This window comes from Chitinophaga silvatica (assembly GCF_003419895.1).
Lineage (GTDB): Bacteria > Bacteroidota > Bacteroidia > Chitinophagales > Chitinophagaceae > Chitinophaga > Chitinophaga silvatica.
Genome location: NZ_QPMM01000003.1, coordinates 310,378 through 334,380, shown reverse-complemented (window position 1 = coordinate 334,380; position 24,003 = coordinate 310,378). Strand labels below are relative to the sequence as shown.

Sequence of the window (24,003 nt, the reverse complement as noted above, 5' to 3'; positions counted from 1 at the left end):
AGCTAAATATTCAGGAGAACATAAAACGTAGTACCATTTCCGTTAACACCCGGGCTGATTACCTTAAGTTGGCCTCCATGCAATTGAATAATCTGCTGAGAAAGGCTGAGCCCGATTCCTGACCCTTTCTTTTTGGTTGTAAAAAAGGGAATAAAGATTTTATTCATGGCCTCGGCATCAATTCCTGGGCCATTATCGGTTATTTCAATTGCAATTTGTTGAGTATTATTGAGATAGAGTTTAATGTGAATACTTGCCTGTGCAGTTTGTTCAAGGGCATCCATGGCATTTTTTACCAGGTTAATCAGTACCATTTGCAACTGAGATACATCCGCATGAATTTCAATATTATCTATTTCAATTTCCATTAAAAAATGAATACCCGCTTGCTTCATATCGGTTTGTAGCAAACTACCTATTGAGGCAACCAGGTTTCTGACATTAACAGCTGTAAATTGAGGTTGAGGCAATGTGGTGTAATCTCTGTAGGCATTTACAAAGTTCATAATCCCCTTGCTCCGGCTTTCTACAGTTTGCAATGCTTCTCTTAAATCTGCTATTCCTTCGGCGTTTCCTGTCGTTGGTGTAATATCCAGATCCACAATTTCCTGCATTGTTCCTATCAGAGAAACAATGGGGGTTACAGAGTTCATTATTTCATGCCGAAGAATCTTTGTCAGATTTTGCCAGGCTTCCAGCTCTTTCTTTTGAAGCTCGGAATGGATATTCTGAATAGAGATTAGTTTTACCAGTCGCCCCTGTAATCTTACAGTGGCAGCGTGTATAGATAGTTGTTGTTCCTGCCTGGTGGCATAGAGTGTTTTATTGCCGGAAGAAAGTTCAGTTAATAACTCTGCCAGTCCGGGATGTACAGTCTTTAGTTCATGAATATTTCTTAGTCTGTAGATCCCTAAAAGCCTGAATGCTGCAGGATTTATAAGTTCGATTTTTCCTTCCTGATCAAACGATAGTACACCGATGCTGATATGTTGAACAATCGTGTCTATGTATTTAAGATTGGCTTCTTTTTCAGCTCTTGTTTGCCTGAATGCTTCCAATACTTCATTGAACTGTTGATTCAACATGCTGAAACTTTCTCCCAGCTTATTATCTGCACTAAAGCGAATAGAAAAATCTTCATACCTGATAGATTCAAGGAACAGTGTAAGCTTACGGTTGATGCGGTTTAGATAATGATAGATGGCGTACATCTGTAGCACGATTACCGGAACCAGCAACAGAGAAATCGGCTTCAGATTAGCGAAGTAGAATCCTACGGCTACCACAATACTGATGGTTAACAGTATCACGCGTAAAATGATATTTATACTGAACCTGTTCATTATGCTCAGATATTATATTTTTCCAAACGTCTGTACAACGCGGCTCTGCTCAAACCCAGTTCCTTGGCAGCTTCCGTAATATTGCCGTTACATTTCTTCATTGCCTGGGTAATGATATTTCGTTCCATTTCTTCCAGGTTATATCCTGTGTCTGCAGATTGTTCGGAGTTCTGATTGTTCTTTACAAATACATCTTTAGGTTGCAGAGATTTGCTTTGTGATAATATTACAGCTCTTTCTATTGCATGTTGTAATTCCCTGATATTGCCGGGCCAGTCATACTTCTCGAGCTGGTTGATCAATGAATCCTGTAAGCTATTTACCGGACGTTTATATTTCTCTCTGTATAGCTGTAAAAAATGTTCGGCCAACGGAACTATGTCTTCTTTTCTTTCTCTCAGAGGAGGTAATTGAATTTCTATGGTATTAATCCTGTATAATAAATCCTGTCTGAAAAGCTGTTGACTGGCCTGATATTGAATATTGCGATTGGTAGCACAGATCAGCCTTACATCAATAGGGATTTGTTTATTGGAGCCTACTTTGGTAACAAATCTGTTTTGTAAAACTGTCAATAATTTTGCTTGAAGAGGGATTGAAATATTACCGATTTCATCGAGGAAAATAGTGCCACCGTTAGCCTCTTCAAATCTTCCGGTTCTATCTTCCCTGGCATCTGTAAATGCTCCTTTTACATGGCCAAATAGTTCGCTTTCGAAAAGGCTTTCGCTAATAGCTCCCAGATCTACACTCACGAAAGGTTTATTGCTTCTGTGGGATTGGGTATGTATTTGCCGGGCAAGTAGATCTTTTCCCGTACCGTTTTCTCCCAGGATCAGAATATTGGCATCTGTAGCGGCAACTCTTGAGATAGTGTCGAATATGCTAAGCATAGCCTGACTTTTCCCGATGATGTTTGAGTTCCCGGTGGTAGTGGGAGTTGCGGCTATGGGTTTATTTTGTTTTGCATTATGTTTGTCGTAGGCCGTTTGGATGGTAGCCAGTAATTTTTCATTTTCCCATGGTTTCAGTACAAAGTCTGTAGCTCCTGCTTTTATTGCACGTACGGCCATTTCAACATCACCATAAGCTGTAAATAATACAACAGCTGTATCGGGTTTAATATCCAGAATACGATCCAGCCATTCGAACCCTTCTTTTCCGCTGCTTAAATCTCTGGTAAAATTCATGTCGAGCAGAATAACATCGTAATCGAAGTTGGTTACGAGGTATGGAATTTTTTGTGGATTTTTTTCAAAATCAACTTGCTCAAAATGTCTTTTGAGTAATAATCTGGCTGCTCTTAAAACATCTACATCGTCGTCTACTATAAGAATTTTTCCGGGTTGCATATTTTATAATTTCGAAGGGTGAATACGAGACAATATTAAACAAAGATTTTTTCAATGCCACAGCTAATTTCAGGAACTTTTAAAAGTGTCCGATTATGAACGTTGTTTGTCCGCGAAAGGACGTTTCAGAAAGGTAGAAACTCAATGAAATGGCCTGTTGTAGCCGTTTTTGAGCTTTGGCATGTGGATTGAATTTCCTTGGAAGCATTTTTTTCGCTTTGACACATGGACAGAAAAATAGAAAAGAAGTTTTGGAATAAGAAACGCATCATAATGATTAGTGGTGGTGCGTTAGTAGCATTGTTGCTCCTATACACTTTGATTTTTGCCGATCATAGAGCTACCCTTAACGTAGAAAAAGATAAAATAACTATTGCTACAGTTAAGAAGGGCACCTTTGATGTTTACATTGCTGTAACAGCCGTGGTAATGCCACTAAAGACTATCAGGCTGGATGCCATTGAAGGTGGGTATGTTAGTCGTAAATACCTTGAAGGAGGTAGTATGGTGAAAGCAGGGGATTCGATCCTCCGACTCGATAACCAGCATATGATGATGGATTTCGTAAATCATGAAACTGAAATCTACCGGCTTAGAAACGAATTGCAGAACACCCGTTTGAATATCCGGCAGCAAGAGTTTTCTATGCAGCAGACTATTTCTGAACTGGATATGAAAATAGATGTAGCAAAAGATTTATATGACAGAAATAAACAATTGGTAGAGGAGAAGATCGTAGCCCGCCAGGAGTTTAATAAGAATAAGTACGAGCTGGAAGGGCTTCAAAGGCAGAAAGCAATTCAGGTCGAATCACAGCGTTATCAACGTGAGAACGCTACCGCTCAGATCTCCCAACTGGAAGGAACCCTGCGCCGTACGCAGCAGAACCTGGAGTTAATGCGCCAAAATCTGAATAGCCTGATTGTTAGGGCTCCTGTTTCTGGCCAATTATCCAGCATTGATGTGGAGGTTGGTTCCAGTATTACAGCAGGCCAGAACATAGGGCAAATTGATGATCTGGACGGGTTTAAATTGCGTGCAGATATCGACGAGCATTATGTTTCACAGGTATTTTCCGGATTAAGGGCTTCTTTCGAATTTGATGGTAAATCTTATGACATGATTGTTACCAAGGTCTACCCTGAGGTTAAAAGCGGTCGCTTCCAGGCCGATATGACCTTTGAAAAGGAGACACCCAAAGGAATCAGAAGAGGGCAGTCTTCCCCTATCAGATTGGTGCTAGGAAAGTCTCAGGAAGCAACACTGTTGCCACTTGGCGGATTTTTCAGCGATACTGGCGGAAACTGGGTATATGTGCTGGATAAAAGCGGTAATAAAGCCGTGAAACGCACAATTTCTCTTGGAAGAAAAAATCCATTATATTTTGAAGTATTGGAAGGGCTACAGCCCGGAGACCAGGTTATTGTTTCCTCCTATGAAAACTTCGGAAATAAGGAAGTTCTATCGTTTTAAATCATCCATTTTTAATAAAACATCAAACTATCAAAACTTATGATTCGCACTGTCAACTTACAGAAGCTGTTTACTACAGAAGAGGTAGAAACCACGGCGTTAAATGGAATTAACATGGAGGTGCATGATGGAGAGTTTGTGGCGATCATGGGTCCATCTGGTTGCGGAAAATCTACATTATTAAATATTCTTGGCTTATTGGACAACCCTTCAGATGGAGAATACCACTTCTGGGGAAAAGAAGTAGCCCGTATGAGCGAAAGACAACGCGCTCAGCTTCGTAAAGGCTCTATCGGGTTTGTATTCCAAAGCTTTAACCTGATTGATGAGCTAACAGTTTTTGAAAATGTAGAACTGCCCTTGCTCTATCTGAAAGTTCCGGCAGCTGAAAGAAAAGTAAAAGTAGAAGAAGTGTTGGAAAGAATGAATATTATGCATCGCCGTAACCACTTCCCACAACAATTATCCGGAGGGCAGCAACAAAGAGTTGCAATTGCCCGCGCCGTAGTAGCCAAGCCTAACTTAATCCTTGCGGATGAGCCCACAGGAAACCTCGATTCTTCCAATGGAGAAGAAGTAATGAAACTATTACAGGAGTTGAACAATTCAGGAACAACTCTCATAATGGTAACACACTCTCCGTATGATGCCGGATTTGCTCACAGAATTATTAATCTTTTCGATGGTAGGGTAGTAACAGAAAATATCAAGGAACAGTTTCACGTGTGATTTATTACCGCCATTCTAAAACCACATCAAGATGTTCAGGAACTATATTAAAATTGCTATTCGCCATCTCAAAAGACATAAGCTGATTACTGGTATCAATATACTTGGATTGGCTGTGGGCATGACTTGTTGCATTTTTATTGTACTATATGTCAGAGATGAGCTAAGCTTTGATAATTTTCATACCAACGGAAAAAACATTTATCGCGTCACCACTGTAAGTAAAGATAAAAACTCCCCTACACAATATGCTGCTGCAACCCAGATTCCTGTAGGATCTACTATCAAAAAAGAAGTAAAAGGAATCAAAGAAAGCACAAGAGTTTATTTAGATACAAATGATCAGATCCAGGTTGGCGATAAAAAACTAAGTGATAACATCGCATATATCGACCCTGCTTTCTTTAAAATTTTCACCTTCCCGTTAATCACAGGAAGTGCTGAGTTAAAAGACCCGTATACTGCTGTATTATCTGAGAAAGCAGCCCACAGATATTTTGGCAGCGAACCAGCAGTTGGAAAAAGCCTGTTTGTGGAAAACAATTTTCATTGCACCGTCATTGGTGTAATGAAAGACATGCCAGAGAACACAGATCTTCATCTCGATGTCATGCTTTCTTATGCTACCCTGATTGCTCAGGCAAAGAAAGATAGCTCTGATCTGGAAAAGCAATGGTTCATGTTTCAGAATAATGCTACTTATGTTCTGTTAGAAGATAAAGTGGATCCGGCTTCTCTTAAGTCTGATTTAAATGCAATGATAGATCTGCATATCAGCAAAATTCTAAAGATGCTGGCTATCGACTTTACATTTGAGTTACAACCATTGAAAAATGTTCACCTCCACCCACAAGGCGATAAAGGAGGGGTTGATAAATCTTCCATTGTCTGGATTTATCTGGCAATAGCCGGATTCTTAATACTGATTGCCTGCTTCAATTTTATTAATCTCACAACTGCAAGAGCTCATGAAAGAGCAAAAGAGGTAGGTCTGAGAAAAGCTTTGGGGGCCGAAAAGAAAAGCCTGATATTTCAATTCCTTACTGAGTCTTCGATCATCAGTGTTATATCATTGGTTATAGCTATTGGATTGGTATTTATTTTTCTGCCAACGTTCAACACAATAGCAATAAAAAATATTTCAATACTTAAACCAGATAGTTTCCTTTACATTGGAGTGATTTTACTGACTGCAATAGTTGGACTGGTTGCTGGCAGCTACCCTGCCTTCTATTTATCTTCACTGGTACCTGTGAAAGTATTAAAGGGAAATTTCAATACATCCAATGCTGGAACGCTTCTTCGTAAAACGCTGGTAGTATTTCAATTTGCCATAGCTGTAGGCATGATTATTTGTGCAGGTGTAGTATACTCTCAGCTTAAATTCTGGCAACATAAAAACTTGGGGTTTGATAAAGAGCATCTGGTAAATATTCCGGTTGGTGGCATGAAATCCGGTGCTGCGGAAGCTTTCAGAACTACTTTATTACAACGCACAGACGTAAAGGGTGCTACCCTTAATAATATGATGCTGGGTCAGGGCATCTTTAGTAATAACCCCGTTGCCAATGAAGGAGCAGATAGCAAAGAAAGCTTTGCTGCCGGGATTATTCAATCCGACTTTGACCTGATAAAAACTTTAAAATTAAAATTGATTTCGGGTCGTGACTTTAATCCCCAAATGTCGACCGATAGTTCCGACGCTTTTATAGTCAATGAAATAGCCGCACAAAGATTTGGATATACTTCTGAAACCATTCTTGGTAAGCGAATAGAATGGCGTCCGGGCAGTAGAGTTTTCCATGGAACAGTGGTAGGTGTTGTATCCAATTTCAATGTTCAGAATCTGAAAGAAGCAGTTGATCCTGTTCTCTACAAAATCAGAAACAGAGATGTTGGAAATCTGACGGTAAGATTAATGCCAGGAGATCATCTTGCTCAACTAAAAGAATTTGAACAATTATTCAACAGTTTTGCGCCTGATTTATTATTTGATCATTCATTCGTGGATCAAATTATTGAAGATGAATATAAGGGTGAAAATACATTAGGAAAACTGTTTGGCATCTTTGCCGGATTAACTATACTCATAGCCTGTATCGGCTTGCTGGGATTATCAATTTTAATAGCCAGACAACGAACCAGGGAAATTGGTATTCGCAAGGTCTTGGGTGCCAGCATCGCTAATATTTCAGTTCTGTTAACCAAAGATTTTCTGAAACTGGTATTAATTGGTGGGATTTGCGGATTACCATTTGCTTATTTCGGAATGAACAAATGGTTAGAGCATTTTGCATTTCGAATTTCGGTAGAGTGGTGGCTGATGCTAATGGCCGTTGCACTGGTTATTCTGATAGCCATTGCAGCTATAAGTACACAAGCTATCAAAGCTGCTCTCGCAAATCCTGTTAAATCTCTTAAATCTGAGTAAGTATGATTCGGAACTACTTTCGTGTTGCCTGGAGAAGTTTGCAACGTAGCCGTTTTTTTACAACACTGAATGTATTAGGGCTGGCATTTGGAATGGCTGTATGTATGTTGCTCGTTTGCTGGGTAACCGATGAATATAGCACAAATAAGTTCCATCATAACGGAAAAAACCTCTATAGATTAAATGTAGATTTGAATTGGGGTGGTGTTCATACCAGTAGTGTAAGTACAATTAAATCGGGAAGTGAAATTCAGAATACTTTCCCGGAGGTTACAGCAAATGTACAATACTTTAATCGCGCATCTAATATTGTATTGTCGGCAAATGATAAGGTTTCAATACAATCAAAATACTTATATGTTTCCTCTAATTTCCCATCTGAGTTAGACTTCGGATGGATATCGGGAAATCTTTCAACAGCCTTAACTCAGCCTAATTCAATAGTTCTTACATCTTCAACTGCTAAACGATATTTTGGAGATACAGATCCTGTTGGTAAGCTTATGAAGCTCGATAATAAAGAAAGCCTGATGGTAACCGGAGTTGTTAAAGATGTGCCTTCAAACTCTTCTGTTAGTTTCGATTTCCTGCTTCCAATGTCGCTGCTCCTGCAGCAAGAGCCTTACATGAAGGAATCTGATAACTACGTTGCAACTACCTTGTTGGCACTAAAAGCCGGTACAAATATCAATCAGTTCAATAATAAACTACAGGCCGATTACAAACATAAACATCCTGAATCCGATACCAGGTTATGGCTTCAGTCTTTCGAAGATGTTTACCTGTATGGAAGGTATTCAAATGGTAAAATAGTAGGTGGGCGTATAGAGTATTTGCGCCTCTTCTTAATAACTGCATTGATTGTATTGCTGATCGCATCTATCAACTTTACCAACCTGTCTACCGCGCAGGCTTCAAAACGAGCGAAGGAAGTGGGAGTACGTAAATCGATCGGTGCTTCCCGGAAATCATTAATATTCCAGTTTACCGCTGAAGCCATATTACTTTGTGGTATTGCAGCCCTAATAGCAGGTGTTGTTACCGTACTTTTAATGCCGGCCTTCAACAGCTTCACCGGAAAGCATATCGAATTCTCCTGGCAGCTAATTAGTAAGTTCGCACTGATCTTAATAAGTGTAACCCTTATTACCGGAGTACTGGCTGGTATATATCCTTCCTTTGTTTTATCTCGTTTTATGCCTGTGAAAGTACTGAAGGGTGATTATGGGAATGGCTCAGGTTCAGCACTGTTTCGTAAGAACCTGGTGGTGGTACAATTCCTTGTTTCGTTTACATTTATCGTAAGCAGTGCTGTTGTTTATAATCAAATGCGCTACATCTACAACCGTAATCTGGGTGTCGACAGAGAGAATGTGATGTATGTACAATTAGATCCAAACCTCGCTGGTAAGCAACAGCTGGTAGAGGAAACATTGAAGCAACTTCCTGCTGTTAAATCATTTACCTATAGTAGCGCACTACCCATTTATATTGGTGGTAGCAGTTCTAACCTAAACTGGGAAGGAAAGCCTGAGAACTTTTCGGTTAATACAGCTCCATTGGTGGTGGGGTACGATTATCCTCAAACGCTTGGACTTACAATGAAAGAAGGTAGATTCTTTTCCAGAGAATTTGCGTCAGATTCCGGTGCCTATATCATTAATGAAACCGCGGCAAAGATTATGGGAATGAAAGATCCGGTAGGCAAGCAAATTTCCTTCTGGAGAGGGAAAGGCACCATAGTAGGAGTAGTTAAGGATTTCCATTTTACCTCCCTGCATGAAGCTATTTCACCCCTGGTGATGATGCTGGAACCAGGTGATGGGCTCCTGATGATCAGGCTGCCTAAAGGGCAGGTTTCTTCGCAGGTAGCTTCTATCACGGGAGCATTAGAAAAGATAAATCCTGGTGTGCCTGTCGATTACCACTTCTTTGATGAAACATTCGACAACCTATACCAGTCGGAAACTATGCTACGCAAGCTGTCGCTGGTATTCGCAATAGTTGCTGTATTTATCTCCTGTATTGGATTATTTGGGTTGTCTGTATTTACAGCAGAGCAGAGAAGAAAAGAAATTGGCATAAGAAAAGTGATGGGAGCTTCTGTATTTAGTGTTACAGCATTGCTCTCCAAGGAATTCCTGAAACTTGTTACAATCGGTATTCTGCTGGCTATTCCATTGAGTTGGTACATCATGAATAAGTGGTTATCAGACTTTGCTTATCATACAGATTTATCTGTTTCATTATTTGTCGGAGCCGGCATAGTTGCTGTTCTTATTGCATTGTTTACAGTTAGCTATCAGTCTGTAAAAGCAGCACTGATAAATCCTGTACAATCCTTAAAATCTGAGTAATTCTATGTTTAAAAGATATTTGATCCTGGCATTCAGGAATTTGCGAAAACAAAGGTTATTCACCTTCATCAATATCGTCGGGCTGGCGATTAGCATGGCTGTTTGCTTAATGGTATTGGTATCTTTAAAAGAAACATTTAGTTACGATAATTTCCATCCTAATGCCAGCCGGATTTTCAGAGCTACCACGCATGTGCAAACACCTGATGGCCGCAAATATCATTTGGCTAGTACACCTTTGCCTTTAGGGGATGATATAAAACGAAATTATACAGATGCAGAAGACGTAGTAAGTCTTTATGGTGCACTAAACGGAGATGCTAAAACTACAGATAAAGAGTTGCCGGTCAGGGGAGCTTTTACAACTCCTTCATTTTTTACTGTATTTGGCTTTAAATTGAAATGGGGCAATGCCGCTACTGTTTTTAGTAATCCCAATTCTATTGTATTAACTGCTACTACGGCAGAACGTTTCTTTGGAACTACCGATCCTATTGGTAAAACAATGCAGATCGGTAAATTAGGAGACTATATAGTAAGCGGAGTGCTGGAGCCAACAGAATCCCATTCACATATCGACTTTGAGGTATTTGCACCGGTAGCCAGGGTTGAGATACTGGAACAAAGTGGTGCATTAACCCCTCGTTTAAATAACTGGGATAATGTAGATGATAGCTACACTTATGTATTAATGCGGCATGGTAAAGGAGCTTCAGCTTTCGGTAGTATTCTGGCAAGGGAGTCGCATCGGTACGATATAATGATTAAAGAGAAAAGAGGTTCTTTATACTTTGAAAAACAATCATTTACAAAGATTACACCTTCTCAGGAATTGTATGGAGATATCGGTAACGCTCCACCCTGGGGAAAGGTATTGGCCGAAGCCCTGGTTGCGTTGGGTCTGTTGTTATGTGCATGTTTTAACTATGTAAATCTCACAATCGTAAGATCTCTGCAACGTGCTAAAGAGGTAGGAATTCATAAGGTAAACGGGGCTAAGCGTTGGCAGATCTTTATGCAATTTATTGTTGAATCAGTGATTTTATGCCTGATCTCTTTAGTACTGGCTCTAATATTATTAACAGTATTTCAACCTCAACTTAAATTATTAGATTTCAAACTACTGCTATTATTTACTTTATTCAGTATTACCACTGGCATAGTGGCCGGTATTATCCCTGCCTGGAGCCTTTCTTCATTCGACCCGATTAAAGTGCTAAAAAACCTGGTAGATATCAAATTACCCGGGGGGATTGGCTTAAGAAAAACACTGATTGTAATACAATTCACACTGTCTATCGCCTCCATACTTTTCCTGGTTACAGTATATCGTCAATTCTCCTTCAAGGCCGAAATGGATATGGGATTTAACAGGAAAGATATTCTCGATGTTCCATTAGAAAAAACAGACTATCAGCTGATCAAACAACGCTTACTAATGCTGAAGGATGTGGAAGGCGTAACTGCATCTTCGGGAATTTTGGGAATGCCAAGACATACTGGTTTTTGCCGGATCAGAACACAGGACAATAAAGACGGAATTGAGTTTGGATACTATGCCGCCGACAATGATTTTATAAAAATCATGGGGCTTTCCTTAGTAGCTGGCAACAACTTTCCGGCACAGCGCACAGCGAATCAGGAGCAATACATAATTGTGAATGAGAAGGCTACAAGAACATTAGGATTCAAATTGCCTGATGAAGCGGTAGGACATACAGTTTGGGTATCTGATTCAGTTCCTGTTACGATTACCGGAGTAGTTAAAGACTTTAACTACCAGCCAATAGAAGTAGATATTCGTCCAATGGCTTTGCGCTATGATCCGGCTCAGTTCAACCAGTTGCAGGTTAAGTTAATTGCAGGGAATAAGGAAAAACAGGTAAGTGAAATCCAAAATATATGGGTAGCATTTCATCCCGGAAAGGAAATGAATGCAGAATGGATGGATAAATCATTAAAGGCCAGAAATGGCCAGGAGGTTATCTCTCTGCTGGGAGTACTGGTACTTATTTGTACATCTATCGCTGGTTTGGGATTATTGGGAATTGTTTCCTATACCTCGTTTATGAGGAGGAAGGAAATAAGTGTTCGTAAAATTTTAGGTGCCGACCTGCTTAATTTAATATTACTGCTTTCGAAAAGCTTTATCAAACTCATATTTATTGCCAGCTGTATTGCTCTTCCAATTGGCATTACAGGCAGCATGTTCTTCCTCCGAATCTTTGCCTATAGGGTAGATTTGGGAATTCTACCAATGTTAGGTGGCTTCGTTGTCTTACTATTATTGGCTCTGGCTATCATTTCTTCTCAAACCTGGAAATCTGTACTGGTTAATCCTACAGAAAATCTAAGAAACGATTAAAACTATGCTTTTAGACAATTATATACAGGTGGCGTGGCGAAATCTTACAAGCAGGAAACTTTATAGTGGGATAAAAATAGGTGGATTGGCCGCTGGTTTGTGTGTTGGTATTTTAATTTTATTATTTGTAGGTCATGAATTGAGTTACGACAGATGGCATAAAGGAAGCGATAAAATCTTCACATTAGTAAACAGGCTAAAACTGAATACTGATACAATTCAGCTCGAAAAGTTCAATTATGCAATAGCTCCGCGGATCAGGGAGGAGTATTCGTCTGTAAATGATTATTCGCGAATCTCCAATGCGTTAGCAAATGATGTTGTAATTCAGTCTGTTAAAAATCCGGCTCTGAAAGATGCTGAACAAAATATCATGTTTGCAGATGCTAATTTCTTCAGTTTTTTCTCCTTTGAGCTGAAAGCTGGAAGTGCTACTGCGGTATTACAGCAGCCATTTAGTATGGTGATCAGTGAGCAGATGGCGAAAAAATACTTTGGGCAAACAATGGCAATTGGCCAGCAGCTGCTTTACGACAACAAATACTTGTTTCAGGTTACTGGTATCATGGCCGATATGCCATCTAACTCAAGTATAAAGGCAGATTTTATATTGTCTGCTTCCAGTTGGAACGGCATGGATGCTCTAAAAACGCTGGTCACAGATAGCAGAGGAAATGGAGGTCCATTTACCGTATTTCTGAAACTGAATAATCCAACAGATGCAACATTGCTTGAAAAGCAGCTTACCGGAGAAATAAAGGAAGGCGAATTTCCTGTAAGAGCCATATTACGTCCATTCATTGATACACACAAAGAAACAACCGGACAGGTTCGATATTTAAAACTTTTCCCTCTGGTAGCCGGATTGATATTGCTGATGGCATTTATCAATTATATGAGCTTAACAACAGCCAATGCTTTCAGGAGAGTAAAGGAAATTTCAATCAGAAAGTCATTAGGTGCAAACTACAAACATATTGCCTGGCAGTTTTATGTAGAATCAGGGATTTATGCCCTTATTGCATTTGGTGCCGCCATCCTCCTGTTTGTATTTCTGCATAACACGCTTTTTGCTCGTTTTGATATTAAGATTGATGATCGATTTTTGTTTAACCCGATAGCCATTTCTATCTATTTGGGGCTGTTGATTTTGACAGTACTGGTATCAGGAAGTTATCCAGCGTTTATTCTATCGCGTTATAAACCGGCTGAAGGTCTGAGGCTCGGAAAACATCGCTCGGTTACAAAAGTCCTTACTGTCTTCCAGTTTGTGATTGCTGGAATTCTGATCGTGAGTAGTATCATTATCCGGGATCAGTTGCATTTCTTCAAGCATACCAACACTGGAGTAAACAGGGATCATATATTAATGCTACCCTTTCGTTCATCTATTGGAACAAACTACCAGACCTATAAATCACAGGTTGCTGCTTTAAAGGAGGTGGAGGGAACAGGAACTGCCAGGTATCCTTTGTATGAGGGAGTTGATATCTGGTTCGTTAACGATGAAGAAAGTAAATCTTCCTATTCATTGTCTGTATTACAGGTAGATGAGCCACTGATAAGGCTTTGTGATCTGCAGTGGAAAGAGAAGCCAATAGATCTGAAACTGGGGGCGAGCAATACTATTGTTCTTAATGAAACCGCTGTAAGGAACCTGAACATCGACAGGGCACCTATTGGCAAGGTTGTTAAGATAGGAGGGTTAAATAAGGAAGTAGTGGGAATAGTAAAGGATTTTAACTTTAGCTCATTACACCGCGCCATTACACCGTTGGCACTTTTCATAGAAAAGGAAAATTCTTTAGCCTGGGGGAAAGAAACCTCTGGCTGCTTATATGTAAAGTTTTCGCCCAGGGCCAATCTGCCAGGATTATTAAATCAAATTGATAAAATCCATGCTGGAATTGATCCTCAATCAACTTTTCAATACCAGTTTCTGGATGATGCATTCAATAGGATGTATAAGGAAGAAAATCAATTGATGAATATTTTTGATGGATTCACGGCCATAACTATACTTATTGCGGCTTTGGGGTTGTTAGGACTAGCTACCTTTTCGGCAGAGCAACGGACAAAAGAAATTGGAATTCGGAAGGTTTTAGGAGCGAACCTCGGACAACTGGTTTTATTATTATCAAAAGAATTTATTAAACTGGTGTTCGTTTCATTGATCGTAGCTACACCCGTAGCCTGGTATTTGATGAAACTTTGGCTCCAACAATTTGCTTATCGCGTAGAACTGAATGTGTGGATGTTTATGCTGTCGGCCGCTCTGGTCTTGACTGTGGCGATAATTGCAATAGGCTGGCAAGTACTAAAAGCAGCCTTGCGTAACCCTGTAACATCATTAAAAATAACAAGTGATTAGAGAATCGGAGCGTGTGTCTACACGCCCCGCTTTTTTATTTCATGATAAATATTTTACGGTATGTTGATAAGTTATTTAAAAATTGCCTGGAGAAATTTAGTGAAGCAAAAAGTTTTTGCGCTGGTGAACCTGTTGGGTATGAGTGCCGCACTTTGTGCCGTTTTGTTACTTTCCCTGACCGCCTATAGGGAATGGTCGTTCGATCAGTTTCATGAGAACAAAAATTCCGTTTACCAGATTGTGAATGAAAAGTATTTGAATGGGGGAGATAAACCTACTATTACAAAGAGTGTGGCAGAACCTCTTGCTGCCGCTGTTAAGTCCGAAATTCCGGGAATCAGGCATACCACCTTTATTATAGCATTCGATCTACCAATCAGATATGGTAACAATAGCTACTATCTGAATACCAAATTAGCTAACACGGATTTTTGGGAAATGTTTTCATTTCCCATGATAAAAGGAAGCCCAAAGCCTAAGAATGGTGCTTTAAATGAAGTAGTAATTACTCAGAAAGCCGCAACCAAACTGTTTGGAAGTAGCGATGCTATTGGTAAAGCTATCGAGATAAATATTCGTGGACGTTGGGTACCATATACGGTAGGGGCTATAGCTGAAAATGTACCTGCGAACTCCAGCATCCGGTTCGAGCTGGTTGCACCTCTGGAAAGTGACCCCGATTATGCCGATATCAAAGGGAAATGGGATGTTTCTACCAATCCTTTATTTGTGCAACTGGAGCCTGGAATCACAAGAGAAACATTCGAAAAACAGCTAAACATCCTTCGGGAAAAACATTATACAAAACAGGACGAATTCGGATCTGCCAAATTTCGGTTTAAGTCTGTAGCTCTTAAAGATTTCAAACTTAGCGAAGAAAGCTACTTCTTTGCCGGAGTAAATAAGTATTATCCCTGGTTGATGCTGATTCTGTCTGTACTTATCATCAGTATTGCCTGTATCAATTTCGTTAACCTTTCTGTTGCTAAATCATTGGGACGCAGTGCAGAAATTGGGTTGCGAAAATCGTTAGGAGCTATTAACAGCCAGTTATTTATCCAATTCTGGATGGAGTCTTTCCTGCTTTGCGCAATTGCATTAATAATCGGGGTCATGCTGGCAATTGGGATTTTACCATATTATAACCGCCAGTTTAGCCAGCAGCTGAATTGGGGGATGTTACAAAATATCAGACTTGTTGCCGGTATAGTTATCGTCTTCTTTTTAATAACCCTGCTGGCTGGTGGATTTCCTGCCTGGAAAATAGCCAGGCAGCATATTATTACTGTATTAAAAGGGAAAATGACCCTAAATAAGGGTAATCATACCCGTAACTCATTGATTATCGTTCAATTTGTAGTGGCTGTTCTCCTTTTCAGCAGCACAGCTATTATCTGGCAACAACTGAATTACATACGTAAAAAGGATCTCGGATACAATATCAACACCGTTATCAGTATTCCGCTGGATAATGCTACACCTGCTATCATTGATAAAATGAAACAGGAACTTGCGCAATTGAGCGAGGTTAAGGATGTTAGTGCAGGAATGAATAACTTCGGAATTGGTACAGATGGATCATCTGGTAACTGGATTGTCGGATTCTCGTTCCAGGATCGCCAGGTTTCTACCAAATTCCAGAAAGTAGATTATAACTATGCCCGAACAATGGGCATGAATTTTATAGCAGGAAGAGATTTCTCGCGCGCTTTTGGAACAGACAGCAGTGCTGTGCTAATTAACGAAGCAATGGCCAGACAGTTGGGCGTAAAAGAGCCTATCGGTACCAGTTTCGAATTTAGCGATATGGGTCAGGTGCATGTGGTAGGGGTAGTTAAAGACTATAACTTCGAATCCCTTCGCCAGAAAATAGATCCGCTTACCATGGCAATTGCTAAGCCCCAGGATCTTAGCTATATGTTTGCCAGCGTTACTACTGCAAATCTTTCTGCTACTTTAGATAAAATCACCAAAGAATGGAAAGAGGTTAACCCATTATCGGAGAATCCCCCAAGTTATTTAAATGATAATATTCGGAGACTTTATGAAGAAGAAGGAAGATTCTCGAATATGCTGATGAGCGGTGCCCTGCTGGCTATTATCATTACTTGTATGGGATTATTTGCAGTAACTGTTCTGACAATTGCACAGCGTAAAAAGGAGATAAGTATCCGAAAGGTATTAGGAGCTTCCGTTCAAAGTGTGGTGATGCTGTTAACAAAAGATTTCCTAATGCTGGTGTTGATTGCTATCGTGATTGCAACTCCATTTAGCTGGTATTTTATGCATCAATGGCTTCAGCAATTCGAGTTCCATATTACTATTCGTTGGTGGATTTTTATGGTTGTCGGTTTTGTTGCTGTTGCTTTCGCCATACTTACTGTTTGTCTTCAATCTATACACGCTGCCATGGCTAATCCTGTAAAAAGCCTTAACAGAGAATAAATCCAGAGTTTTATGATGTGGAATAACTACCTGATTACTTCGACCCGCAGTTTAACCAAAAGAAAACTGTATACCCTGATAAATATCGGAGGGCTGGCACTTGGAATTGCCTGCTTTATCCTGCTTTTTCTATTTCTTCAAAATGAATGGACCTATGACCGCTTTCATAAGAATGCGAATGAGTTGTATCGCATCAACTTGAAATACGGAGAAATTGATCAACCGTTACAGGATTTAGCGCTAACTCCCAGCGCATTAGCCCCGGCAATAAAATCTTTTCCGGAAATTAAAGCGCAGACCAGAGTGTATATGCCCAATATGCAGGTGGCCAACGGTAATAAATCCTTTAATGAAAGCCGCTTCCTGTATGCAGAAGCTCCATTCTTTTCAATGTTTAGCTTTCCGCTAATAGAAGGAAATGCCGCTACCGCTTTAAATGGGCCTAATATGGTAGTGGTAACTGCTTCAATGGCCGATAAATATTTTGGTACCACAAACGTTACCGGCAAAACAATTAAGGTTAATGATAAAAACTACCTGATTACCGGAGTTGCTAAAGATGCTCCTTCCAATTCACATTTAAAATTCGATTTCGTTGGTAGTTACAGTTCCTTAGGCATTGAGGATAAATGGGGTTCTGCCAATTATTATACATATGTACAGCTTACCAATAAATCTTTGGATCAGTCGCTGCACCGGCAGCTTACCACAATGGTAAAGGAACAAATGGGGGCAGTAAGCGACAAATATACTTTTGATCTGATACCCGAATCAATTAAAGATATACACCTTTATTCCAAAGCTGAAAACTCAGTGGAGCCAGGTGGTAACCTGACTTATGATTATATGCTTGCAATAACTGCAATTTTGTTATTGGGAATTGCCTGCATCAACTTCATGAATCTGGCAACAGCCCGGTCGGCCGATCGTGCTAAGGAAGTTGGGGTGCGTAAGGTGATGGGGGCTGTTAAAAAAGAACTGTTAACTCAATTTCTTACCGAATCAGCTATCATTACGTTCTTTGCTTTGATATTAGGTATTACTGTTGCTTTATTATGTTTACCACGTTTCAATGATCTTACAAACAGTCACCTAAGCTTCTTCTCTGATTGGAAACTCTCGATAGTGCTCCTGTTAGTCTTCATATTTACAACCTTAATGGCTGGAGTTTATCCGGCATTTTTCCTGGCTAAATTCAAGCCAGTACAGGTTTTGAAAGGCAAAACTCCGATTAATAAAGGAGGAGGACTCCGAAAAGGCCTGGTTGTTTTTCAATTTACTGCTGCTGCTTTTTTCATCATTTGTACACTAGTAGTTGGAGAACAGCTGAGTTACATTCAAAATAAAAACCTCGGACAGGAAAGATCGCATGTGCTTGTGCTGAATGGCAGCCGGTTCGATAGTAATACCTTGGCGGCATTTAAAACCAATCTGTTGCAGCAGTCAGGTGTTGAGCAGGTGAGTGCCAGTTACGACTCCCCGGTAAGTATTGGTGGCGGCTATGGCATTAACCGGATTGAAGGCAAACCGGCTAATTACAGTATGGATATAACAGCCATGCCTTCAGAAAAAGATTACCTCCAAACCATGGGTATTAAACTGATTGCTGGAGAAGCACTGGCAGATGCTGATATTCAGGACGTCTTAAAGAACGATGAAAATAGTAAACACCATTTTTATCTGAATGAATCAGCTATCAAAAAACTGGGCTGGACACCAGCTGAAGCAATAGGAAAAGCAATGTCGTTGAATGGAAGAAATGGAACTGTTAAAGGGGTGATGAAAGACTTTCATTTCGCCAGTTTGAGACAGAAAATTCAACCATTGATCGTATTTCCGGAATATAACTGGTTTGGTGAAATTCTGGTTAAAGTGAATGGCCAGAATATTCAACATACTATTGCTGGTATTGAAAATAGCTGGAACAGCTATCAGCCTGGTAAAGCATTTGAATACCACTTTATGGATGATGACTTTAACTCTCTTTATAAAGCAGAGTTTCAGGCTGGCAAATTATTAAACACCTTTAGCTCAATAGTAATTTTGATTTCATGTTTGGGCCTTATTGGACTGGCAGCTTATACCGCTGAACAACGAACAAAAGAACTGGGTATCAGAAAAGTATTGGGAGCCACCACCGGAAATCTCATTGTGCTGCTTTCAAAAGATTATATTAAGCTTGTGTTGATAGCACTTTTATTTGCGATACCGTTAGGAGGATATTTCATGCATAAATGGTTAACTGGTTTTGCTTATCATACTTCCATGAGTGTTAAAATATTTATGATAACCGGAGTTGCAGCGGTGGGAACAGCTTTGATCACTGTTTGTATACAATCGGTTAAAGCTGCTTTAAAAAACCCTATTACCAGCTTAAAATCAGAGTAATCCTGCTACCTATGTTTAGAAACTATTTATTGGTTGCCATCAGAAATATTCGTAGAAATAAGATCTTTTCGCTTATCAATGTACTTGGATTGGTAATCGGAATAGCAGCATCTACATTCATGTTTGTACTTATCTATTATGAACTGACGTATGATAAAGACCAGGCAGACAAGAGTAGGATTTTTAGAGTAAATACATCCTTTGCTATTAATGATGCTGCCCCAATTGGAGGGGTATGTTTTCCACTGGTTCAGGCGGTAAAAGAAGAAGTGCCCGAAATTGAAATAGCGGCGCCTGTTTTTTCTAATCATATTACCAGGCGTATAACGGTAGATGGGAAGAATTTTAAGAATCAAAAATTAGCATCATTTGCATTTATAGACGAAGACTATTTTAAACTAATAAAATACGAATGGCTTCTGGGATCGCCGGCATCTTCGCTCAACGACCCATTTAGTATAGTGCTGACAAAGAGCCAGGCTACCGAGTATTTTCCCAACTTATCAATTGATAAAATTTCCGGTAAACAGATCATTTTAGATGATACTATTCCTGTTACCGTTACAGGTATTGTTGCTGATTTGAAAGGGCACAGCGATTTTAGTTTTACACAGTTCCTACCACTTAAGATCAGCCAGACGGCTCCTTTTAAGAATTTCTTTCATATTGATAGCTGGGGAAATCTTTCTTCTTCCAATACATTAATGGTAAAGCTGAGATCAGAGTCCGACACCTTAAAAGTCCGCCTGGCATTAAACGCAATTCAGGCTGTTCATACCCCAAAGGACGAAGTAAGAACTATGGGGTTGGAACCATTTAAGAATATCCATTTCACCCCATACAATACCTTTAACAGAACAGCAAGTATATCAAGCTTACTGACCGTTGCCACTGTTGCTGGCTTATTACTTTTGCTGGCAATAATAAACTTCATCAACCTAACTACAGCGAAGGCGAGTAGCAGAGCCAGAGAAACGGGAATCAGGAAGTCGCTGGGTAGTACTAAAAAGCAACTGATCTGGTATTACCTGATAGAAACAGCTATACTTACATTTATAGCAGCAATTATTGCCTTATTGCTTCTGCCAGTACTTGTTCAGTTGTTTAAAGGATTTTTACCGCAGGATTTTTTGATTGAAGATTGCTATAAAGTAGAAGTAATACTATTTCTGCTGGGAGTTAGTACCCTTACTACAATTATAGCAGGTATATATCCTGCAGTTGTGGTGGCCAGATACCAACCGGTTGAAGTACTTAAGTCGCAGGTTATTCAATCCGGTGGAGGCAGCTGGATTAGAAAAACTCTAATTGTATCTCAATTTACAGTTGCCCAATGTTTCATAATCGGGGCCCTGTTAGTAAGTAAGCAAATCAATTTTGCAATTAACAGAGATCCCGGCTTTAGTAAGGATGCTGTGTTGGTAATTAATACACCAGATAGAAGTAATCCATTGCATTTGCGGCAACAACTCATGGAACGGATTAACACTTTGCCGGGGGTACAAACCGTAAGTCTTGGAGCTATAGCGCCTTTAGCCAGTGGTGCAATGTTTTATACCATTTCATATACCAATGAGAGTGGAGATCAGAGCATTCTTACTGAAATGAGATTTGGCGACAGCCTTTATCTTCCATTGTACAAGCTGAAATTATTGGCAGGAAGAAACATTACTACTTCGGAATCAACTACCGAATGGGTGGCAAATGAACAAATGGTGAAGGCAATGGGGCTAAGATCTCCTGATGAAGCTATCGGTAAATTGGTTAATGGACATCCTATTGTTGGTGTTGTCGGAGATTTTAATACCTATTCGGCTCAATCTCCAATAAGGCCATTATTGCTAGGTAACAATCTGAAAGAATCTAAAAACATTCATATCCTTCTTCAACAGTCTGGTAATCGTGCTGTTGTCTGGAAACAGGCTATCGAAAAAATGGAAGGATTATGGAAAAACATCTATCCTAAAAGTGAATTTGAATATAGTTTTCTTGATCAGGCAATTGAAAATATGTACTATGCCGACAAGCAGGTTAATACCTTGCTCAATTTCTCTGCGATATTAGCTATGTTAATTAGTTCAATCGGGTTGTTAGGATTAGTAATTTTTACCACCAACAAACGTACCCGTGAAATAGGTATTCGTAAAGTATTGGGAGCCTCTGTATGGCAGGTTACACATTTGCTGACACTGGAATTTATTAAACTGGTTGCAATTGCATTCGTATTTTCAATTCCTTTAGCCTGGTGGTATATGAATAAGTGGTTATCAGCTTATGCCTACAGAACGGAGATGAGTTGGTGGGTTTTTGTATTGGGAGGAATAATTATGATCATTCTTGCGCTAATAACTATTAGTTTTAAAACAATTCGTGCAGCCACAGGAAACCCGGTTACCGCATTAAAAACAGAGTAAAGGATAATTATCTTGTTGCCAGCATTCTAAAAGCTAAAAATATATTATCATGATACAGTTACAGAAAATATCAAAATATTACCCGGTTGGACTTGGAAGAAATTTCATCTTAAAGGAAATTGATCTGACTATTAATGAAGGCGAGTTTGTATCAATCATGGGCCCCTCCGGTTCAGGTAAATCTACTTTACTTCATATAATGGGCTTGTTGGAGGAACCATCTGACGGGCAGTATTTATTTGAAGGAGAGCGGGTTGACAGGATGAGCGAGAAAAAGCGTACTGAATTGCACAGAGGATCAATAGGTTTCGTATTTCAGGCTTATCATCTGATCGATGAGCTTACAGTATATGAAAACATAGAAACTCCTTTACTGTACAAAAATATCTCTTCTTCAGAACGTAAAAGCAGGGTAGCGGATGTATTAGACCGGTTTAATATTGTAGCGAAAAAAGACCTGTTTCCCAGCCAGTTATCAGGAGGGCAGCAACAATTGGTTGGTATTGCAAGGGCAATTGTTTCCGAACCAAGGGTAATACTGGCCGATGAGCCTACCGGAAACCTGCACTCAGATCAGGCTAAGAGTATCATGGAGCTATTTAAAGAACTAAATGAAAAGGATAAAATAACCATTGTTCAGGTAACCCACTCTGATGTTAATGCAACATATGGTAACCGTATCATTCAGATTCGAGATGGTCATATCCGCTCTTGATAAAAATTGACCACTTTTTAAAAATCTGTAAAAAAAAGATTATGTTGTACACCGGATTGGCGAACGATACTGCCATACCTAATAATTTTTGGCCTTCTATCAAGAAGAAGGAAAAAGTATCGTCACAATTATTATATTTTTGGAATGTTATGAGTATATCCCGAATAGCAGGACTAGTTCTGGTTTTATTGTTTGCCGACATAACATCCGCCAAAGCCCAGGATAAATGGAGCTTACAGCGTTGCGTGGATTATGCCTTGCAGAATAATTTACAGGTAAAACAGCAGGAAATTCAAAGACGTTTGTCTGAACTGACCCTCAAGCAAAGTAAACTGGGCATGATCCCTAGTTTAAATGGTAGCTTGGGTAGCGGTTTTAACCAAGGTCGTAACCCTGACCCCGAAACAAATACATTAGTTACCCAGTCTTTCTGGTCTGTCGACGGTGGATTATCGTTAGGTACCGACATCTTTAACTGGTTCTACAGACAACGTACTATTACCTCTAATAAATACGATCTGGAATCCAATAGCTTTTTACTACTTAAAGCAAGAAATGACCTTGCTTTTAATGTTGCAACGGCTTTTCTTCAGATCCTCCTGAATAGTGAACAACTAAAAGTAAACCAGGTACAGGTAGAATTAACTCAATCTAATCTGGAAAACACCAAAAAACTGGTAATTGCAGGATCAGTTCCAGAAAGTAACCAGGCCGACCTGGAAGCTCAGCTGGCCATGGACAGTACCAACCTTGTTACTGCTCAAAACCAGGTAGTGCTCTCTATTTTACAGATGAAGGCTTATCTCAACCTGGGTTTCGATATTCCTTTTGAAGCAGATATCCCGGCAAATATTTCATCGCTTCCGGTTGCACCTCTGCATGAAATGGCCCCTGAAATGGTTTATAGCGCTGCTTTAACCACATACCCATTAACAAAAGCAGATGAATCCAGGATTCAATCTGCTAACTATGGTTATAAAGCTGCAAAATCTCAGTTATATCCAAAGATCTCACTGAGTGCAAGTTTAGGAAGTTCCTACTCCAATAGTATTAAAGAGCTGGTAGGTGGTATACCCAAAATACAAGTGGATACAATCGGATATGTAGCCGATGGGGCTAATCCGGCTACCCCGGTAGCGCATGCGTATCCTGTAATTACCTCACCAGTTTATAAAACATTAGGATTAAACGACCAATTAAGCAATTATTTCAAACAATCAGTTCGCCTTTCACTAAGTATTCCTATTTTTAATGGATGGCAGGTACGTACCAATGTTGCTAAAGCCAAACTGAATGTTGAAAGTCTGGAATTGACAAGAGATATAGACAATCAAAAACTCAGACAGGATATTTATACCGCTCATGCCAACGCAGTGGCAGCGTTACAGAAATATAATGCGTCATCAACCGGTGTCCTGGCAGCTCAGAAAGCCTATGACTTTGCCACTAAGCGCTTTAACCTGGGCTTGATGAACACTATCGATTATATTACCACTCAAAGTAAGTTATACCGCGCGCAGATAGAAAAAGTTTCTGCGCAATATGATTATATATTTAAAATGAAACTTTTGGAATTCTATAGAGATCAGAAAATTTCGCTGTAGATTCCTCCAGCAATTA

The 24,003-nt window shown here is 39.7% G+C and carries 13 protein-coding genes; 11 read left to right on the top strand and 2 right to left on the bottom strand.

Annotated elements, in window-relative coordinates:
* Positions 1-2 precede the first annotated feature (2 nt).
* Together DVR12_RS09265 and DVR12_RS09260 are read right to left on the bottom strand one after the other, a co-directional pair.
* Positions 3-1,343: a sensor histidine kinase gene (locus DVR12_RS09265; RefSeq protein ID WP_116975385.1), complete on the bottom strand. Its 1,341-nt coding sequence runs from the start codon at positions 1,341-1,343 to the stop codon at positions 3-5.
* Positions 1,344-1,348: 5 nt separating this feature from the next.
* Complete coding sequence (locus DVR12_RS09260; RefSeq protein ID WP_116975384.1) at positions 1,349-2,695, bottom strand: sigma-54-dependent transcriptional regulator; 1,347 nt, start codon at positions 2,693-2,695, stop codon at positions 1,349-1,351.
* Positions 2,696-2,920: 225 nt separating this feature from the next.
* Here DVR12_RS09260 and DVR12_RS09255 point away from each other — a divergent pair, with 225 nt between their 5' ends.
* The 11 genes from DVR12_RS09255 to DVR12_RS09205 are packed head-to-tail and all read left to right on the top strand — an operon-like array spanning position 2,921 to position 23,987.
* Positions 2,921-4,168 carry an efflux RND transporter periplasmic adaptor subunit gene (locus DVR12_RS09255; RefSeq protein WP_116975383.1) on the top strand — a complete coding sequence of 416 codons (1,248 nt, stop codon included), beginning with the start codon at positions 2,921-2,923 and terminating at the stop codon, positions 4,166-4,168.
* A gap of 39 nt (positions 4,169-4,207) precedes the next feature.
* Positions 4,208-4,897, top strand: coding sequence for an ABC transporter ATP-binding protein (locus DVR12_RS09250; protein ID WP_116975382.1), 690 nt, complete (start codon positions 4,208-4,210; stop codon positions 4,895-4,897).
* A 31-nt stretch (positions 4,898-4,928) separates the two neighbouring features.
* On the top strand, positions 4,929-7,328 hold the full coding sequence (locus DVR12_RS09245; RefSeq protein ID WP_116975381.1) for an ABC transporter permease: 2,400 nt from the start codon (positions 4,929-4,931) through the stop codon (positions 7,326-7,328).
* A 2-nt stretch (positions 7,329-7,330) separates the two neighbouring features.
* On the top strand, positions 7,331-9,685 hold the full coding sequence (locus DVR12_RS09240) for an ABC transporter permease (RefSeq protein ID WP_116975380.1): 2,355 nt from the start codon (positions 7,331-7,333) through the stop codon (positions 9,683-9,685).
* 4 nt (positions 9,686-9,689) lie between these two features.
* Entirely contained in the window at positions 9,690-12,050 is a 2,361-nt protein-coding gene (locus DVR12_RS09235) for an ABC transporter permease (protein ID WP_116975379.1), read from the top strand.
* A gap of 4 nt (positions 12,051-12,054) precedes the next feature.
* Positions 12,055-14,421, top strand: a complete 2,367-nt coding sequence (locus DVR12_RS09230) for an ABC transporter permease (protein WP_116975378.1) — start codon at positions 12,055-12,057, stop codon at positions 14,419-14,421.
* A gap of 60 nt (positions 14,422-14,481) precedes the next feature.
* Positions 14,482-16,866 (top strand): ABC transporter permease, encoded by a 2,385-nt coding sequence (locus tag DVR12_RS09225; protein WP_116975377.1) that lies wholly within the window; start codon positions 14,482-14,484, stop codon positions 16,864-16,866.
* Between the two features lie 12 nt (positions 16,867-16,878).
* The gene (locus tag DVR12_RS09220) at positions 16,879-19,254 is read left to right on the top strand and encodes an ABC transporter permease (protein WP_116975376.1); all 2,376 of its coding nucleotides are present in this window, start codon (positions 16,879-16,881) and stop codon (positions 19,252-19,254) included.
* A gap of 11 nt (positions 19,255-19,265) precedes the next feature.
* Positions 19,266-21,668, top strand: coding sequence for an FtsX-like permease family protein (locus tag DVR12_RS09215; RefSeq protein ID WP_116975375.1), 2,403 nt, complete (start codon positions 19,266-19,268; stop codon positions 21,666-21,668).
* A 49-nt stretch (positions 21,669-21,717) separates the two neighbouring features.
* Positions 21,718-22,383 carry an ABC transporter ATP-binding protein gene (locus DVR12_RS09210; protein WP_116975374.1) on the top strand — a complete coding sequence of 222 codons (666 nt, stop codon included), beginning with the start codon at positions 21,718-21,720 and terminating at the stop codon, positions 22,381-22,383.
* 41 nt (positions 22,384-22,424) lie between these two features.
* The gene (locus DVR12_RS09205; RefSeq protein WP_116975373.1) at positions 22,425-23,987 is read left to right on the top strand and encodes a TolC family protein; all 1,563 of its coding nucleotides are present in this window, start codon (positions 22,425-22,427) and stop codon (positions 23,985-23,987) included.
* Positions 23,988-24,003: the final 16 nt, after the last annotated feature.

Coding starts and splice junctions, on each gene's coding strand:
- DVR12_RS09245 (WP_116975381.1), top strand. CDS start 4,929: ATGTTCAGGAACTATATTAAAATTGCTATTCGCCATCTCAAAAGACAT.
- DVR12_RS09265 (WP_116975385.1), bottom strand. CDS start 1,343: ATGAACAGGTTCAGTATAAATATCATTTTACGCGTGATACTGTTAACC.
- DVR12_RS09240 (WP_116975380.1), top strand. CDS start 7,331: ATGATTCGGAACTACTTTCGTGTTGCCTGGAGAAGTTTGCAACGTAGC.
- DVR12_RS09260 (WP_116975384.1), bottom strand. CDS start 2,695: ATGCAACCCGGAAAAATTCTTATAGTAGACGACGATGTAGATGTTTTA.
- DVR12_RS09210 (WP_116975374.1), top strand. CDS start 21,718: ATGATACAGTTACAGAAAATATCAAAATATTACCCGGTTGGACTTGGA.
- DVR12_RS09250 (WP_116975382.1), top strand. CDS start 4,208: ATGATTCGCACTGTCAACTTACAGAAGCTGTTTACTACAGAAGAGGTA.
- DVR12_RS09205 (WP_116975373.1), top strand. CDS start 22,425: ATGTTGTACACCGGATTGGCGAACGATACTGCCATACCTAATAATTTT.
- DVR12_RS09235 (WP_116975379.1), top strand. CDS start 9,690: ATGTTTAAAAGATATTTGATCCTGGCATTCAGGAATTTGCGAAAACAA.
- DVR12_RS09220 (WP_116975376.1), top strand. CDS start 16,879: ATGATGTGGAATAACTACCTGATTACTTCGACCCGCAGTTTAACCAAA.
- DVR12_RS09225 (WP_116975377.1), top strand. CDS start 14,482: ATGTTGATAAGTTATTTAAAAATTGCCTGGAGAAATTTAGTGAAGCAA.
- DVR12_RS09215 (WP_116975375.1), top strand. CDS start 19,266: ATGTTTAGAAACTATTTATTGGTTGCCATCAGAAATATTCGTAGAAAT.
- DVR12_RS09255 (WP_116975383.1), top strand. CDS start 2,921: ATGGACAGAAAAATAGAAAAGAAGTTTTGGAATAAGAAACGCATCATA.
- DVR12_RS09230 (WP_116975378.1), top strand. CDS start 12,055: ATGCTTTTAGACAATTATATACAGGTGGCGTGGCGAAATCTTACAAGC.